The 13653-nt window shown below is 63.9% G+C and carries 14 protein-coding genes; 10 read left to right on the top strand and 4 right to left on the bottom strand.

Annotated features, from left to right (window positions below; translation table 11 throughout):
• The first annotated feature begins 7 nt into the window (after positions 1-7).
• The 3 genes from LGH70_RS01700 (at position 8) to LGH70_RS01690 (ending at position 3170) form a co-directional block, all read left to right on the top strand.
• Positions 8-412 (top strand): DUF6970 domain-containing protein, encoded by a 405-nt coding sequence (locus LGH70_RS01700; RefSeq protein WP_226182051.1) that lies wholly within the window; start codon positions 8-10, stop codon positions 410-412.
• Positions 413-539: 127 nt separating this feature from the next.
• On the top strand, positions 540-2573 hold the full coding sequence (gene uvrB, locus LGH70_RS01695) for an excinuclease ABC subunit UvrB (protein WP_226182049.1): 2034 nt from the start codon (positions 540-542) through the stop codon (positions 2571-2573).
• A 192-nt stretch (positions 2574-2765) separates the two neighbouring features.
• A complete protein-coding gene (locus LGH70_RS01690; protein ID WP_226182047.1) occupies positions 2766-3170 on the top strand; it encodes a hypothetical protein in 405 nt (134 codons plus the stop codon).
• A gap of 114 nt (positions 3171-3284) precedes the next feature.
• Here LGH70_RS01690 and LGH70_RS01685 read toward each other — a convergent pair whose 3' ends face one another.
• The 4 genes from LGH70_RS01685 to LGH70_RS01670 all read right to left on the bottom strand — a co-directional run bounded on the left by LGH70_RS01685 (position 3285) and on the right by LGH70_RS01670 (position 7485).
• A complete protein-coding gene (locus LGH70_RS01685) occupies positions 3285-4736 on the bottom strand; it encodes a phytoene desaturase family protein (protein WP_226182045.1) in 1452 nt (483 codons plus the stop codon).
• A gap of 210 nt (positions 4737-4946) precedes the next feature.
• A complete protein-coding gene (locus tag LGH70_RS01680) occupies positions 4947-5558 on the bottom strand; it encodes a DUF6134 family protein (protein WP_226182043.1) in 612 nt (203 codons plus the stop codon).
• A 78-nt stretch (positions 5559-5636) separates the two neighbouring features.
• Positions 5637-6605: an arsenosugar biosynthesis arsenite methyltransferase ArsM gene (gene arsM, locus LGH70_RS01675; protein ID WP_226182041.1), complete on the bottom strand. Its 969-nt coding sequence runs from the start codon at positions 6603-6605 to the stop codon at positions 5637-5639.
• Positions 6606-6666: 61 nt separating this feature from the next.
• Positions 6667-7485 (bottom strand): DUF547 domain-containing protein, encoded by an 819-nt coding sequence (locus tag LGH70_RS01670; protein ID WP_226182039.1) that lies wholly within the window; start codon positions 7483-7485, stop codon positions 6667-6669.
• 112 nt (positions 7486-7597) lie between these two features.
• Here LGH70_RS01670 and LGH70_RS01665 point away from each other — a divergent pair, with 112 nt between their 5' ends.
• From LGH70_RS01665 to LGH70_RS01635, 7 genes are all read left to right on the top strand, one after another.
• Entirely contained in the window at positions 7598-8686 is a 1089-nt protein-coding gene (locus LGH70_RS01665) for a BamA/TamA family outer membrane protein (protein WP_226182037.1), read from the top strand.
• 51 nt (positions 8687-8737) lie between these two features.
• Positions 8738-9430, top strand: a complete 693-nt coding sequence (locus LGH70_RS01660; protein ID WP_226182035.1) for a TIGR04283 family arsenosugar biosynthesis glycosyltransferase — start codon at positions 8738-8740, stop codon at positions 9428-9430.
• Positions 9430-10431: an NAD-dependent epimerase/dehydratase family protein gene (locus tag LGH70_RS01655; protein WP_226182033.1), complete on the top strand. Its 1002-nt coding sequence runs from the start codon at positions 9430-9432 to the stop codon at positions 10429-10431. The genes LGH70_RS01660 and LGH70_RS01655 overlap by 1 nt, the downstream gene beginning before the upstream one ends.
• Positions 10421-11260: an SDR family oxidoreductase gene (locus LGH70_RS01650; RefSeq protein WP_226182031.1), complete on the top strand. Its 840-nt coding sequence runs from the start codon at positions 10421-10423 to the stop codon at positions 11258-11260. Before LGH70_RS01655 ends, LGH70_RS01650 begins: the two co-directional genes overlap by 11 nt.
• 54 nt (positions 11261-11314) lie before the next feature.
• Complete coding sequence (locus LGH70_RS01645; RefSeq protein ID WP_226182029.1) at positions 11315-11647, top strand: arsenosugar biosynthesis-associated peroxidase-like protein; 333 nt, start codon at positions 11315-11317, stop codon at positions 11645-11647.
• A gap of 60 nt (positions 11648-11707) precedes the next feature.
• A complete protein-coding gene (arsS, locus tag LGH70_RS01640) occupies positions 11708-12754 on the top strand; it encodes an arsenosugar biosynthesis radical SAM (seleno)protein ArsS (protein ID WP_226182673.1) in 1047 nt (348 codons plus the stop codon).
• Positions 12755-12982: 228 nt separating this feature from the next.
• A complete protein-coding gene (locus tag LGH70_RS01635; RefSeq protein ID WP_226182027.1) occupies positions 12983-13651 on the top strand; it encodes an MIP/aquaporin family protein in 669 nt (222 codons plus the stop codon).
• Positions 13652-13653 lie beyond the last annotated feature (2 nt).

The following is a 13653-nucleotide window of genomic DNA, read 5'->3' as shown; positions in this document are numbered from 1 at the left end:
GTACGCTATGAAAACCTTACTCGTGCTACTAAGTGCCTGGGGCTGCCTGGGACTGGTGCAGTGCCAACGTGACGGCGAGGCTCCGCAGCCCCAAACGGAGGCTGCTCCGGCCAACCCAACGGCGACTTCCTGCCAGGACGCCAAGGCCCAACCCCTGATTGACGAGCTGCTGCGGACCCCAAAAGCCAACCCCGCCGGAGAAGTGTGGCGCTACACCTGGGAAGGCCGGCCGGTGTTTCTGGTCAAGTCTTTCCGGCCCGATGATTATCAAAAGGTATACGAAGTGACTAATTCACAATTGCAGTATGTGGGGGCGCCCAGCGGTGGTATCACGGGCAAGGGAGACGGCAAATGCCCGACCTTCTCGGCCCAGGCTACCAATGGCTGCCTCGTGTGGCGCGACCCGCGCTAAGTATCTTTACGCTAAAAGCAGAAAAACCTGTCCGATTCGCTCGGACAGGTTTTTTCGTTTCCGAAGAAACCTACCTTGCGGCAATGGAGTTATCCTAGGCTGTCTTAGCTGCCACTTTTTTGCCCGAATGGACTATCAACTAACCTCCGAATTCAAACCCACCGGCGACCAGCCCAAGGCTATTGCCCAGCTCGTGTCGGGTATCGAAAGCGGTGAGCCGGCCCAGGTGCTGCTGGGGGCCACCGGCACCGGCAAAACCTTCACGGTAGCCAACGTGGTGGCCCAGACCGGCAAGCCCACGCTGGTGCTGTGCCACAACAAAACCCTGGCCGCCCAGCTCTACGGCGAGTTTAAGTCGTTTTTCCCCAACAATGCCGTCGAGTACTACATCAGCTACTACGACTACTACCAGCCCGAGGCCTACATTGCCAGTACCGACGTCTTCATTGAGAAGGACTTGGCCATCAACGAGGAAATCGAGAAGCTGCGCCTGCACTGCACGGCCACGCTGCTCTCGGGCCGCCGCGACGTGATTGTGGTGGCGTCCGTGTCGTGCATCTACGGTATCGGCAACCCCGAGGAGTTCAGCAAAAACGTCATTTACCTGGCCCCCGGCCTGAAATACTCGCGCAACAACCTGCTCTACCAGTTCGTGCAGATTCTGTACTCGCGCACCGAAGTGGAGTTTACGCGCGGCTCATTCCGGGTGAAGGGCGACACCGTGGACATCTTCCCGGCCTACGCCGACTTTGCCTACCGCATCTTCTTTTTCGGCGACGAAATCGAGGCCATTCAGAAGATTGACCCGGTAAGCGGCAAAAAGCTCAGCGACGAGGACAGCATGACCCTGTACCCGGCCAACCTCTTCGTGACCGGCAAAGACACGCTGAACCAGGCCATCAAGGAAATTCAGTTCGACATGGTGCAGCAGCACACCTACTTCGAGAAGGAAGGCCGCGACTCGGAAGCCAAGCGCATCATGGAGCGCACGGAGTTCGACCTGGAAATGATTCGGGAGCTGGGCTACTGCTCGGGCATCGAGAACTACTCGCGCTACTTCGACGGCCGCCAGCCCGGCTCGCGCCCGTTCTGCCTGCTCGACTATTTCCCCGACGACTACCTGCTGGTCATCGACGAAAGCCACGCCACCATTCCGCAGGTGCGGGCCATGTGGGGCGGCGACCGGAGCCGCAAAACGGCGCTGGTGGAATACGGCTTTCGCCTGCCCTCGGCCATGGACAACCGTCCGCTGACGTTCAACGAGTTTGAAAGCATGTACCGCCAGGCCATCTATGTCTCGGCCACGCCTTCCGATTATGAGCTGGCGCAGTCCAACGGCGTTATCGTCGAGCAGATTATCCGTCCCACCGGCCTGCTCGACCCCGAAATCGACGTGCGCCCTAGCGTAAACCAGATCGACGACCTGCTGGACGAGGTAGACAACCGCGTGAAGATGGGCGACCGGGTGCTCGTGACCACGCTCACCAAGCGCATGGCCGAGGAGCTGCAGAAGTACATGGAGCGCCTGGGTATCAAGTCGCAGTACGTGCACTCCGACGTGAAAAGCCTGGACCGGGTGGAAATCCTGCGGCAGCTGCGCCTGGGCGTTATCGACGTGCTGATCGGGGTAAACCTGCTGCGCGAAGGCCTCGACTTGCCCGAAGTAAGCCTGGTCTGTATTCTGGATGCCGACAAGGAAGGCTTCCTGCGTGACCAGCGCAGCCTGATTCAGACGATGGGCCGCGCCGCCCGAAACGATAAGGGCAAGGTTATCATGTACGCCGACCGCATGACAGGCTCCATGCAGCGCGCCATCGACGAGACGAACCGCCGTCGGGCCGTGCAGATGGCCTACAACGAAGAGCACGGCATTACACCGCGCACGGTGAAGAAGTCGCACGACGAAATCATGGGCCAAACCTCGCTGTCGGATAAGCGCCGCATCGAGCCGGCTGCCTACGTGGGCCCCGAATCGGATACGCTGACACTGGCCGCCGAGCCCGTTATTGCCATGATGGCCCGGCCCGATCTGGAGAAGCTCATCAAAACCACCGAAAAGCAGATGGAAGCTGCCGCCAAAGACCTCGACTTCCTGCAGGCCGCCAAGTTCCGCGACGAGCTGGCCCAGCTGCGCCAGATGCTCAAGAGCAAGCGCGACTAGGCTTTAGCCTACAGCTTAGCCAGCACGTAAGCCGGCCCCGAAAGTCACGTAGCGGACTTCGGGGCCGGTTTTTTGTTGCGTCACTTCGGCAACGCTACTTCTATTTCTTGGGCGGCGGCGCAGTAGCTGGTTCAGCGTAAACTAGTATTTTGTCCTGTCGTTTCTACTCTTTATTTCCGCTTTGCCTAGCGTATGAAGTCACGCGTTACCCGTTTTGCGCTGCTGCTGGCGCTGTTTATTCTGCCGTTGCTGCCGCACCGCGCCGCTGCCCAGGCCGGCAAGTTTTCCTACTTGTATATGACGACCGTCGAGTCGGTGTTGGGCGGGGGCGGAGGACGAAGCCGGATTCTGTTCACGCCCGATTTCAAAGGGCAGAAAGAAGTGACGATTGAAAGTCCTTTTGGCATCACCGGCATCAACTTCGGGAACATCCACGCCAACGACGACGCCACGGCCCGTTTCCTAACCGAACTGAACTCGGAAGGGTGGGAGCTGCTGCAGGTTGTCCCGCTGACGATAAGCCCCTCTGCCGGAACCGGCTCCCTGGCGTCAACCGGCATCTTCATGACCCGCTACCTGTTTCGAAAGCCCCAGTAAACAGTGCGTTCATCTGGCATCGGCCCGGCCTTCGGAAGCACTTGCAAAGGCCGGGCTCGTTGTGCTACAGGTGAAGAAGCTGCTTGCTACGGGCGCCCTCGGTGCCAACGCGCTTTACCCCTGAAAAAGCGGGGGCGGGGGCAGGTGAAAGATGTCGCGCAGGGCCCGGCTGGCGGCGTGGTAGCCGCACATGCCGTGCACGCCCCCACCGGGCGGGGTAGAGGAGGAGCACAGGTACAAACCGGCCCGGGAGGTGCGGTAGGGCGAGGCGCGCAGCACCGGCCGCGTAAACAGCTGGCCCACGTCGAGCAGGCCGCCGTTGATGTCGCCGCCCACGTAGTTGGGATTGTAGGCTTCCAGCTGCCGGGTGTTGAAGGTGTGGCGCCCGATGATTCGCTCCCGAAAGCCGGGGGCAAAGCGCTCCACCTGCTGCTCAATGGCCGCCGTCATGTCCTGGGTCGAGCCGTTGGGGACGTGGCAGTAGGCCCAGGCCGTGTGCTGGCCGGCCGGGGCGCGGGTGCTGTCGAACAGGCTTTGCTGGGCCAGCAGCACGAAGGGCCGCTCGGGATGCTGGCCTTGGGCCGCCGCTCTTTCCCCGGTCTCAATTTCTTCGAACGTATTACCCAGATGCACCGTGCCGGCCTGCGCACACTCGGGGGCCGTAAAGGGGATGGACCCATCCAACGCCCAATCGACCTTGAACACGCCCATGCCGTAGCGGTAGCGCCGCAGCTGCCAGCGGTACACATCCGAGAGGCTATGCCCGGCAATTTGCAGCAGCTGGGCCGGTGTCACGTCGAAGAGCACGGCGCGGGCCGTGGGCAGCTGGCTCAGGGAGCGGATGTAGGTGCCGGTTTCAATCTTGCCGCCCAGGGCCACAAAATGCGCGGCCAAGGCATCGGCAATGGCCTGGGAGCCTCCCTTGGGCAGGGGCCAGCCCTGGCGGTGGGCCGCAATCAGCAGGACCAGGCCAATGGCTGAGGTCGTCAGGTTGGTCAGGGGCTGAATGGCGTGGGCGGCCATGCCGGCAAACAGACCCCGGGCTTCCTTGGTCGTAAACCGGCTGGTGAGCGAAGTGGCCGGCAGCAGGGCCGAGAGTCCAAAGCGTGCCATCTGGAACGGATGCTGCGGAAAGTGCAGCGGGGCCAGCACGTCGTTGGCCAAATGGGGCCAGGCGGCTACCAGCGGCATCAGCAGCTGCTGATACGCTGCTTCATCGGCTCCGAGGCGGCGTGCGGTATCGGTCAGGGAAGGCAATACGGCGGCGGCTGTACCGTCGTCGAACGGGTGAGCTGCGGCCACCGGGGGCGTTATGTATTCGAGGCCGTACTGGGCCAGTGGCAGCGTCTGGAAAAAAGGTGAGGCGGCCGCCAGCGGGTGAATGGCCGAACAGACGTCGTGGCGGAAGCCGGGCAGCGTCAGCTCGGCCGTACGCAGCCCGCCGCCCAGCTGCTTGCTGCCTTCCAGCAGCAGCACCTCCAGGCCCGCCTGTCGCAGCGCAATAGCCGCCGCCAGCCCGTTAGGGCCCGAACCCACGACTACGGCATCATACTCGGTTGTGCTCATGTCCCACGATGGTTTGGCCTGTCAGCTCATAATGGAAGTAAAACCACTGCCTCATACGGCGCAGCACGTAGGGCGGCGGTATATATAAAGTAGTCAGGATGCGTATCAGGCACAAAGAAACGTGGCCTGCCCGCAAGCCCCATTCTGACAATGGAAAGCGCCCGGCAACTACCAAAGCTTATACGCCGGGCCATCTGTTTTCTTGTTCCACTACGGCAGGCGGCGGATGATGAAGTTCTTCAGCGGGTTTTTCTTGATTATGGTTACCAACTGGCCGCCTTCGTATTGATATTCATCCTCCCGCCCGTCGCGCTGGGCCTGGAAACGGTGCTTGGGCGCCCGCAGCAGGGTAAAATAGTCGCCGAAGTACTCGGCATAGGCCCGGGCCTGCTGGGCGCCGGGCTCCCCGAAAAACATATCCGTGACGGTGTAGGTAATGGGTTGCCGCTCGGTGCCGCGGTAGTGGTGCTTGTACTGGTCGGCCACGATGTCGTAATGGTCGCCCTTCCACTCGGTGCGCGAGGCAAACTCGCCCTGGTTGGTGTGCGCCTCCACGGTAGATAGCAGCAACTGCCCGTTGCGCACCCGGTTCGTAACCTTATAATACACCTTGAGGTGGTAGAGTAGGAAGTTCACCTGCACGTCGCTGACCAGCGTGTACACCACATCGGCGCCCACCGGAGGCTGGCGCGTGGCCGTCATGGTGCCTACCCGCAGGCCGGCCACCTCGATGCCGTAGCGCCGCACCTCGGCCGTGGTGGGCGGCGGGGTTTGGGCCAGCGCGGGCAGGCTACTCAGGCAACACAGCAGGGCAAACTTCATGCAGGCAGGAAAAAGCGGCCCCGCAAAAACGCCCGGCTGGCCTTGGGCCGACCGGGCGTTTTCCGCAACCGAGCGTGGTTAGCAGCACCCGCCGCCGTCGTAGAAGTAGGTGGAAGGCGACACGAAAATATCGTCGCGGCCCAGGGCCAGCAGGGCGCCGGCGGTTTTGTCGCACACGGCCAGGGGCTGGTTTTGGAGCAGGACGTGGCCTTTCTGGTCGTCGAAGAGCTCGTCCTGGCCGTAATAAATGGCGGTGCGGCCCGTGAAAATGCAGGGTCCATCGGCCGGCATCGGGTCCTTGATGGCGCACACCTCCACGCTTTCGATGTAAATCAGCTCGTCGGTGGCGTAGTGCTGGGGCGACAGCACGCGGTAGGCGCGCTTGGCCCGTACCTCCACCGTGCCGAAGCCCACGGACGTAATCAGGTCCAGGTACTGCTGCAGGGGCAACGAGCCGGTGAGGCACAGGGCACGCAGCCGCTCATCGGCCCGCAGCTCCTCGCTCATGGGCTGCTCGCAGGTGGGGTCCGACATCACCAGGCGGCCGTGGGGCTTGAGCACCCGGTAGGTTTCCTGTAGGGCCCGGCGCAGGTCGTCAAGCTTGAAAATGTTGAAGAGGCAGTTCTGGGCGGCCACGTCCACGCTGGCGTCGGGCACGGGCAGGTGCAGGGCGTCGCCGGCCCGCAGATCCACGAAGTCGCGGCTGAACCACTCGTTCTGGGCTTCGGCCTGCTCCATGTTGGCCCGGGAGGCATCCAGCATTTCCGTTACCACATCCACCCCGATAACGGCGCCGGGGCGGCGGCTGAAGTAGGCAAACTGCAGCAGCTCCATGCCGCCGCCCACGCCCACGTAGAGCACGGTGGGGCTGTTGGTCAGGTCGCGCGGGTTCACGGTGCTGCCGCAGCCGTAGTTCATCGAGAGCATGCGCGGCGGAATGCTCAGGCCGGGCAGCTGCCACACGGGGTTGGTGGTGCAGCACAGGCCCACCTGGGGCTCCTGGGCCGCCTGGCGGTACACGTCGGCGGTGGTATCTAAGTAGCTCATTCGCGGGAGGAGGAAGAAGAGGAGGTGAGAAGGTAGCGGAGGAAAGTGGCGCCGGCCAAGCTTACTGCTTGTTCAGGTTCCAGTTGTAGTCGAGGTAAGATACCTGGGCGTTGTCGTTCATTTTGGTGGCGGCGTACTTATTCACCCACTTGGCCACCGACTGCCCGTTTTTCTCCCAGTCGCCCTTGTACCAGTCGAAGTACTTGGAGAGCTGGGCCTCGGTTTTGCCGACCTTGTTTTTGGCCGGGTTATTCAGGAAGTCCCGGCCTTGGTCGTCGAGCTGCCGGTCGAGCTTGGCGGCGGTGTAGGCCTCGTTGCGCAGGCGTGGGCAGGAGACGGAGGCGCACACCAGCGCGAAGTGGATGCGCGGGTCGTCGTACTGCTTGCGCAGGGTGCCGTGCTCGATGTTGTCGAGGCTCATTTTCTCGCCCCCGATGGAAAAGAACTTGGCCGCCCAGGGCGTCGTCACGAAGGGAATCTTGATTTTGGAGCCGATGTCCTTGATGCTTTGCAGCGGGTAGTGGTCCAGAATCAGGCGAATCGTGTAGGCGTTGTAGGCGTTAATCCAGTAGGCCATCTGCTCGGGCTTGCTCCAGGTGGCGGCGGGCGGGTTTTTGCTGAGCTGCGCCAGATACTGGTTGAACTCCTTCTCGTCGGCCTGGAAGCCTTTGTAGTTCACCTGGCCTTTGTCGTTGACGTGCTTTTTAAGCAGCCGGTCGAAGGCCACGTGGTCGACGGGCGCCGCGGCGGGCGTGGCAAAGGCCGGCGTGGGCAGGGTGCTGGAATAGCCCGGGAAGGCTGCGGCAGTGAGAGTAGCGGTGGCCAGCACCGGGGCCAGGAGCAACAGAGGCTTGAGGGAAATCTTCATCGGAGCAGACATACGGCAAATACGGGCGGAAAAGATCTGACGCGTGGCAAACTTCCGCCGCGTCTAATTTCGTAAGAATCCAACGGCTGTTCAGTTTGTTCACTTGCGGCTTTATTTTCTGCCTATGCTCCTGACTGCCGCGCTGCTGGGTTTTGCCGGTCTGGCCCCCGCCGATACCGCCCGGTTTCGGCGCGTGGCCCTGATTCCGCTGCCGCTGGTGTACTACACGCCCGAAACCCGCCTGGCCTACGGCGCGGCCATTACCGCCACGCTGCGCTTCCGCCGCGACGCCACCGACACGCTGGCCCGGCCCTCGCAGCTGACCGTGGGCGCAGCCTACACCCAGAACCGCCAGCTGCTGCTGTACCTGCCGTTTCAGCTGTTCTACGACCACAACCGCTACTACGCCTACGGCGAGGCCGGCTACTACCGCTACACCTACTTCTTCTTCGGGGTGGGGCGGCAGGAGGTGGCCCGGGAGCTGTACGGCGTCAACTTTCCGCGGGTACGCCTGAACGTATTCCGCCGCCTGCTGCAGCTGCCGGGCCGTGGCAAGCTCTACGCCGGCCTGCGCTACCAGTACGAAGACTACCGGGTGACCACGACTGAGCCGGGGGGGCTGCTGGCCGCCGGCAGCGTGGCCGGCAGCCAGGGCAGCCGCCTGACCGGCGGTGGGCTGGGGCTGTTCTATGATGCGCGCGACAAGGTGCTGTTTCCGCGGCGGGGCTGGGTGGCCGATGTGACGGTACTGCCCGGGCAGCGGGCCGTAGGCGCCGGCCAACGCACCACCCGCTTCAGCCGCTATGCCGCCGATGTGGCCAGCTACCACGCCCTTACTCCCCGCGCCGTGCTGGCCCTGAATTATGCCGCCAGCTTCACGGCCGGCACGGCTCCATTCAATGCCCTGTCGTTGCTGGGCGGCACCCGGCGGCTGCGGGGCTACTACGAAGGCCGCTACCGCGACCAGAACGCGGCACTGCTGCAGGCCGAGCTGCGCTTCGACGTGTACCGCCGCCTCGGCGCCGTGGCCTTCGGGGGCGTGGGCACCTTGGGCGACGACCAGACCCTGCTGCGCCTGCGCCAGCCCAAGGCCGCATACGGGGCGGGCCTGCGCTTCGTGCTCAACCGCCGCGACCATCTCAACCTGCGCGTCGACTACGGGCTGGGCCGGCAGTCCGGAGGTCTATATCTTACCGTGGGTGAGGCTTTCTGATAAATGCTGCCGACTTTGCCCCCTGCCACCCGTTCCTCGTAAGCTTTCCTTATGCTCCTTAGCGTCATCATTCCCACCTACAACGAAGCGGATAATATCGGCCGGCTGGTCGCGGAGCTGTTGCGCTACGCCCCGCCCGGTGCCGTGGAGGTACTGGTGGTAGATGCGCACAGCCCCGACGGCACCGCCGAAGCCGCCCGCCGGGCCGGTGCTACCGTTCTGCCGGCACCCGCGCCCGGCCGCGCCGCCCAGATGAACTACGGGGCCCGCTACGCCACCGGCGACGTGCTCTACTTCGTGCACGCCGACGTCGGCATTCACCCCGACTACGTGGCAACCATCCGGGCGGCAGTAGGGCAGGGGCACAGCGCGGGCTGCTACCGGTTCCGCTTCGACTCCCAGCATCCGCTGCTGCGCATCAACAGCTACGGCACGCGGTTTCGGGGCCTCATGAGCCGGGGCGGCGACCAGACGCTGTTCATCACCCGCGGCTTGTTTGAGCAGCTGGGCGGCTTCGACGAGCGGTTTGTCATCATGGAGGATTTCGAGATTATTCAACGCATCCGGCGCCAGGGCGGCTTCTACATCGTGCCCCAGGACGTGGTGGTGTCGGCCCGCAAGTATGAAACCAACAGCTGGCTCCGGGTGCAGTTGGCCAATCTGACGGCCTTTTCCATGTTTTTTCTGCGGCTGCCGCCCACCCGCATTGCCCGCACCTACAAAGCCCTGCTCAACTACCGCTGATGCTGCCGACTGTTCTCGTTACCGGTGCCAACGGCTTTCTGGGGCGCCACCTCGTGGCCGAATTGCTGCGGCGCGGCTACCCGGTGCGGGCCCTGGTGCGGTCCGGCAGCGCGGCCACCGGCCCCGAGCCGCTAAGTGCCTTGCCCATTGCGTTGCACGAAGGCGACCTGACCCAGCCCGCCTCCCTGGCCGGGGCTGCCGACGGCTGCCAAGCCATTATTCATGCCGCGGCCCTGGCCCAGGTCAATCCGGCCCGCCACCCGGCTGTGTGGGCCACCAACCTGGGCGGTACCGAGGCCGTCTTGCAGCTGGCCCGTCAGGCCCGGGTAGCGCGCTTCGTGTATGTGGGCACAGCCAACGTGTTTGGGTTTGGCACCCAGGCCCGGCCCGGCGACGAAACCCGGCCCTACGCCGGCCGCCGCTACGGCCTCGACTACATGGACAGCAAGCTCGCCGCCACCGAGCTTGTGCTGCAGGCCGTGCAGCAGGAGCAAATGCCCGCCGTACTGGTGCACCCCACCTTTATGCTGGGCCCCGAAGATGCCCGGCCCACTTCCAACGCTCTGCTGCTGGAGCTGCACGGCGGCCGGTTGCCGGGCTATCCGGCCGGGGGCAAAAACTACGTGCATGTGCGCGACGTGGCCGTTGCCACCGTCAATGCCCTCACGCGGGGGCGCGTTGGCGAGTCCTATATTCTGGGCAACGAAAACCTGAGCTACCGCGACGCTTTTGCGCTGCTGGCCGACGTGCTGGGCGTGGCCGCGCCGCGCTGGCCGCTGCCCCCGGCCCTAGCGACGCTGTACGGGCAGGTCTGCGACTGGAAAGCCCGCGTGACGGGCCGGGCCGGGCAGCTCAACTCGGCAATGGTAGCCGTGGCCAACGACGGGCACTACTTCACGGCCGAAAAGGCGCGGGCCGAGCTGGGCTTGCCCCAAACTCCCATCCGGCAGGCGGCGGCCGAAGCGTTTCACTGGTTTAAAGCCCACGGCTATGTCAGGTAAGTATTCGGCCCTGCGCCCCGGGCCACTGGCGGGGCAGGTAGCTATTATTACGGGCTCCGAGTCGGGCATCGGGCGCGAAACGGCGCGGGTGCTGGCAGGCCAGGGAGCCGCCGTGGTACTCAACGGCCGCTGCCCCGAGCGCCTGGCCCGCACCCACGAGCTGCTGGCCGCCGAGGGTCTCACCGTCGTCAGCTGCGTGGCCGACGTAACCGACTACGCCGCCTGCCAGCGCCTGGTGGAGGCCGCCATCAGTAGCTTCGGCCGCCTCGATATTCTGGTGACCAACGCCAGCATTTCCCAGCGGGCCTACTTCCTCGATATGCAACCCGAGGTGTTCCGCCAGGTGCTCGACAGCAACGTCTACGGCTCCGTGTTTCCCCTTAAGGCTGCCTTGCCCCACCTGCTGGCCGTGCGGGGCAGCGTCACGTTTATTTCCTCTATTTCGGCCCTGAACGGCATGCCCAGCGGCTCGGCCTACTGCGCCGGCAAAGCGGCTTTGGCCAACCTGGCCCACACCCTGCGCCTGGAGCTGGCCGAGTCGGGCGTGCATTTCGGGGTGGTGCATATCGGCTTCACCCAAAACGACCCCGAAAAGCGCGTGCTCGACGCCAGCGGCCAGCCCGTACCCATTGCCCACCGGCCGCCGCGCTGGCAGAAAACCCAGGCCGAAGTGGCCACGATTATCTGGCAGCACATCCGGCGACGGCGGCAGCGCACCGTTATTTCGGCCCTGGGCCGGCTGATTCTGCTGGTGCACACCCTGCTGCCCCGCCTCGGCGACTGGGTAGTGCTGACCAGCGTGCGGCGGCTGCGCAAGTTTTATGAGTAGCCGCCGGGCCAAGATCTGCCTGGGCTGCTTTCTTCGTACATTCCCCAAAAACGCATGGAAACCTACTACAACCCAGCCGACCTGGCCAAGTTTGGCAACATCACCGAGTGGCAGGCCGAAGCCGGCCGCAAGTTTTTCGACTACTACGGTGAAGTATTCAAGGACGGGGCCCTCACCGAGCGGGAAAAGTCGCTCATTGCCCTGGCCGTAGCCCATGCCGTGCAATGCCCCTACTGCATCGATGCCTACACCACCGACTCGCTGCAGAAAGGCGCCGACGAAGCCCAGATGATGGAAGCCGTGCACGTGGCCGCCGCCATCAAGGGAGGGGCGGTGCTGGTGCACGGGGTGCAGATGATGAACAAGGCCAAAGAACTATCCATGTAGGCGGCTGGTTACCCACTCAATCCACCCTGCGCCCCTCCGCGACTCTGCCTCAGCCCCATGATTAAGTCCCTTAAAGCCACCGGCAGCCAGCTCGCCGATTCTGCCTTTCAGCTTACCGTGCTCCGGCCCGATCAGGCGGATGGCGCCCACTTGCCGTCTTTTTCTGCCAAGATGCGGGAGGCCGGGCTGTTTCCGCTGCGGCCGGTGGCGCCGGCCATCCTGCAAATCAACGTGGGCAAGATGTGCAATCAGGTCTGCAAGCACTGCCACGTCGATGCCGGGCCCGACCGCAAGGAAATCATGACCCGCGAAACCATGCAGCTGTGCCTCGACGCGCTGGCCCGCACCGACATTCAGACAGTGGACCTGACCGGGGGCGCGCCAGAGATGAACCCGGATTTTCGCTGGCTGGTAGAGGGCATCAGCAAGCTGGGGCGCAAAACCATCGTGCGCTGCAACCTGACCATCATCGTGGCCAACAAGAAGTACCACGACCTGCCCGAGTTCTTTGCCCGCCACGGGGTGGAAGTCGTCAGCTCCCTGCCGTTCTACAACGCCGGCAAAACCGACCGGCAGCGCGGCGAAGGCGTGTTCGACGACTCCATTCGGGCCCTGAAAATGCTGAACGCTGTGGGCTACGGCCAGGAAGGCAGCGGCTTGGTACTGAACTTGGTGTATAACCCGGCCGGGGCGTTTCTGCCCGGCTCACAGGCGGGCTTGCAGCAGCAATTCAAGCGCGCCCTGCTCAAGGACTTCGGCATTGTGTTCAACGATTTGTTCGCCATTACCAACATTCCCGTCAGCCGCTACCTCGACTACCTGCTGGAGTCGGGCAACTACGCTGGCTACATGGAAAAGCTAGTGGCCGCGTTTAACCCCGTGGCGGCGGCCGGCGTAATGTGCCGCGACACTATTTCCGTGGGTTGGGACGGGCAGCTCTACGACTGCGACTTCAACCAGATGCTCGACCTGCTGGTGGCCAGTCCCGTGCAGCACATCCGCGACTTCGACGCCGCGGCCCTCACCGAGCGTGCCGTGGTTGTGAATCAGCACTGCTACGGCTGCACTGCCGGTGCCGGCTCCAGCTGCGGCGGCGCTACGGCGTAGCGGGCAGCAGTACGCCGCTGGTTTTTGGCTGCCCGTTGGTTGGGCCAGGGCCGGGGCGTAGCTTGCGCCGCCAATTCCGTCTTTTGGCCCTGGACTAAGCACGAGAACCGCCCAAGCTTGTGCGCGGGCGGCCTGAATATGGCTGTATTCCGCTTAAAACGTATTCTAACGCATGATTCAACGTAGTACCCAGTTGCCGATCCGCTATTCTATCCTAACCGTGGCCGCATGAAAACCATGCTGCGCCATTGCCTGCTGGCCGAACTACTGGGCACCGCCGTACTGATGATTTTTGGCACCGGCGCCGCCGTTGTCAATGAGCAGACGCAGACGCTGGGCCACGGCGGCATAGCGGCCGCCTTCGGGCTGGTCGTGCTGATTCTGATTCAGAGTCTGGGGCACGTAAGCGGCGCCCATATCAACCCGGCCGTAACGCTGGGCTTCTGGGCGGCGGGGCGCTTTCCCGGGCGGCGGGTGCTGCCCTACGTGGCCGCCCAGGTGGTGGGGGCCTTTATCGGGAGCTTTCTGGTGCAGCTGATTGCCACGCCCGGCTCGGCGCTGGGGGCCACGCTGCCGGCCCACGGCAGTGCCCAGGCTTTCGGCATCGAGCTGTTTCTTAGCTTCTGGCTGATGCTGGTCATTTTGCGCGTCACGTCCAGCTTCTACGAGCAAGGCCTGCTGGTGGGCCTCACCATCAGCGCCACGGTAGCGCTGGAGGCTCTGGTGGGCGGGCCGCTGAGTGGCGCTTCCATGAACCCGGCCCGCTCCCTGGCCCCGGCGGTGCTCAGCGGGCAGCTCACGGCCATCTGGGTGTACCTGGCCGCGCCCTGCGCGGGCGTTCTGCTGGCCGTCGTCACCGACCGGCTGCTAGAGTTGAAACCGGCGCCGCCCGCTTAAAG

Source organism: Hymenobacter nitidus, assembly GCF_020447315.1.
GTDB classification, from domain to species: domain Bacteria; phylum Bacteroidota; class Bacteroidia; order Cytophagales; family Hymenobacteraceae; genus Hymenobacter; species Hymenobacter nitidus.
The sequence above is the reverse complement of the archived record's forward strand: the minus strand, read 5'-3'. Positions and strand labels throughout refer to the sequence as shown.

Bases quoted from the DNA above. Each gene is read 5' to 3' on its own strand.
- arsM (WP_226182041.1), bottom strand. From the start codon at position 6,605: ATGAGCTACTTAGATACCACCGCCGACGTGTACCGCCAGGCGGCCCAG.
- LGH70_RS01650 (WP_226182031.1), top strand. From the start codon at position 10,421: ATGTCAGGTAAGTATTCGGCCCTGCGCCCCGGGCCACTGGCGGGGCAG.
- LGH70_RS01660 (WP_226182035.1), top strand. From the start codon at position 8,738: ATGCTCCTTAGCGTCATCATTCCCACCTACAACGAAGCGGATAATATC.
- LGH70_RS01685 (WP_226182045.1), bottom strand. From the start codon at position 4,736: ATGAGCACAACCGAGTATGATGCCGTAGTCGTGGGTTCGGGCCCTAAC.
- LGH70_RS01665 (WP_226182037.1), top strand. From the start codon at position 7,598: ATGCTCCTGACTGCCGCGCTGCTGGGTTTTGCCGGTCTGGCCCCCGCC.
- LGH70_RS01645 (WP_226182029.1), top strand. From the start codon at position 11,315: ATGGAAACCTACTACAACCCAGCCGACCTGGCCAAGTTTGGCAACATC.
- LGH70_RS01690 (WP_226182047.1), top strand. From the start codon at position 2,766: ATGAAGTCACGCGTTACCCGTTTTGCGCTGCTGCTGGCGCTGTTTATT.
- LGH70_RS01680 (WP_226182043.1), bottom strand. From the start codon at position 5,558: ATGAAGTTTGCCCTGCTGTGTTGCCTGAGTAGCCTGCCCGCGCTGGCC.
- LGH70_RS01655 (WP_226182033.1), top strand. From the start codon at position 9,430: ATGCTGCCGACTGTTCTCGTTACCGGTGCCAACGGCTTTCTGGGGCGC.
- uvrB (WP_226182049.1), top strand. From the start codon at position 540: ATGGACTATCAACTAACCTCCGAATTCAAACCCACCGGCGACCAGCCC.
- LGH70_RS01670 (WP_226182039.1), bottom strand. From the start codon at position 7,485: ATGTCTGCTCCGATGAAGATTTCCCTCAAGCCTCTGTTGCTCCTGGCC.
- LGH70_RS01635 (WP_226182027.1), top strand. From the start codon at position 12,983: ATGAAAACCATGCTGCGCCATTGCCTGCTGGCCGAACTACTGGGCACC.
- LGH70_RS01700 (WP_226182051.1), top strand. From the start codon at position 8: ATGAAAACCTTACTCGTGCTACTAAGTGCCTGGGGCTGCCTGGGACTG.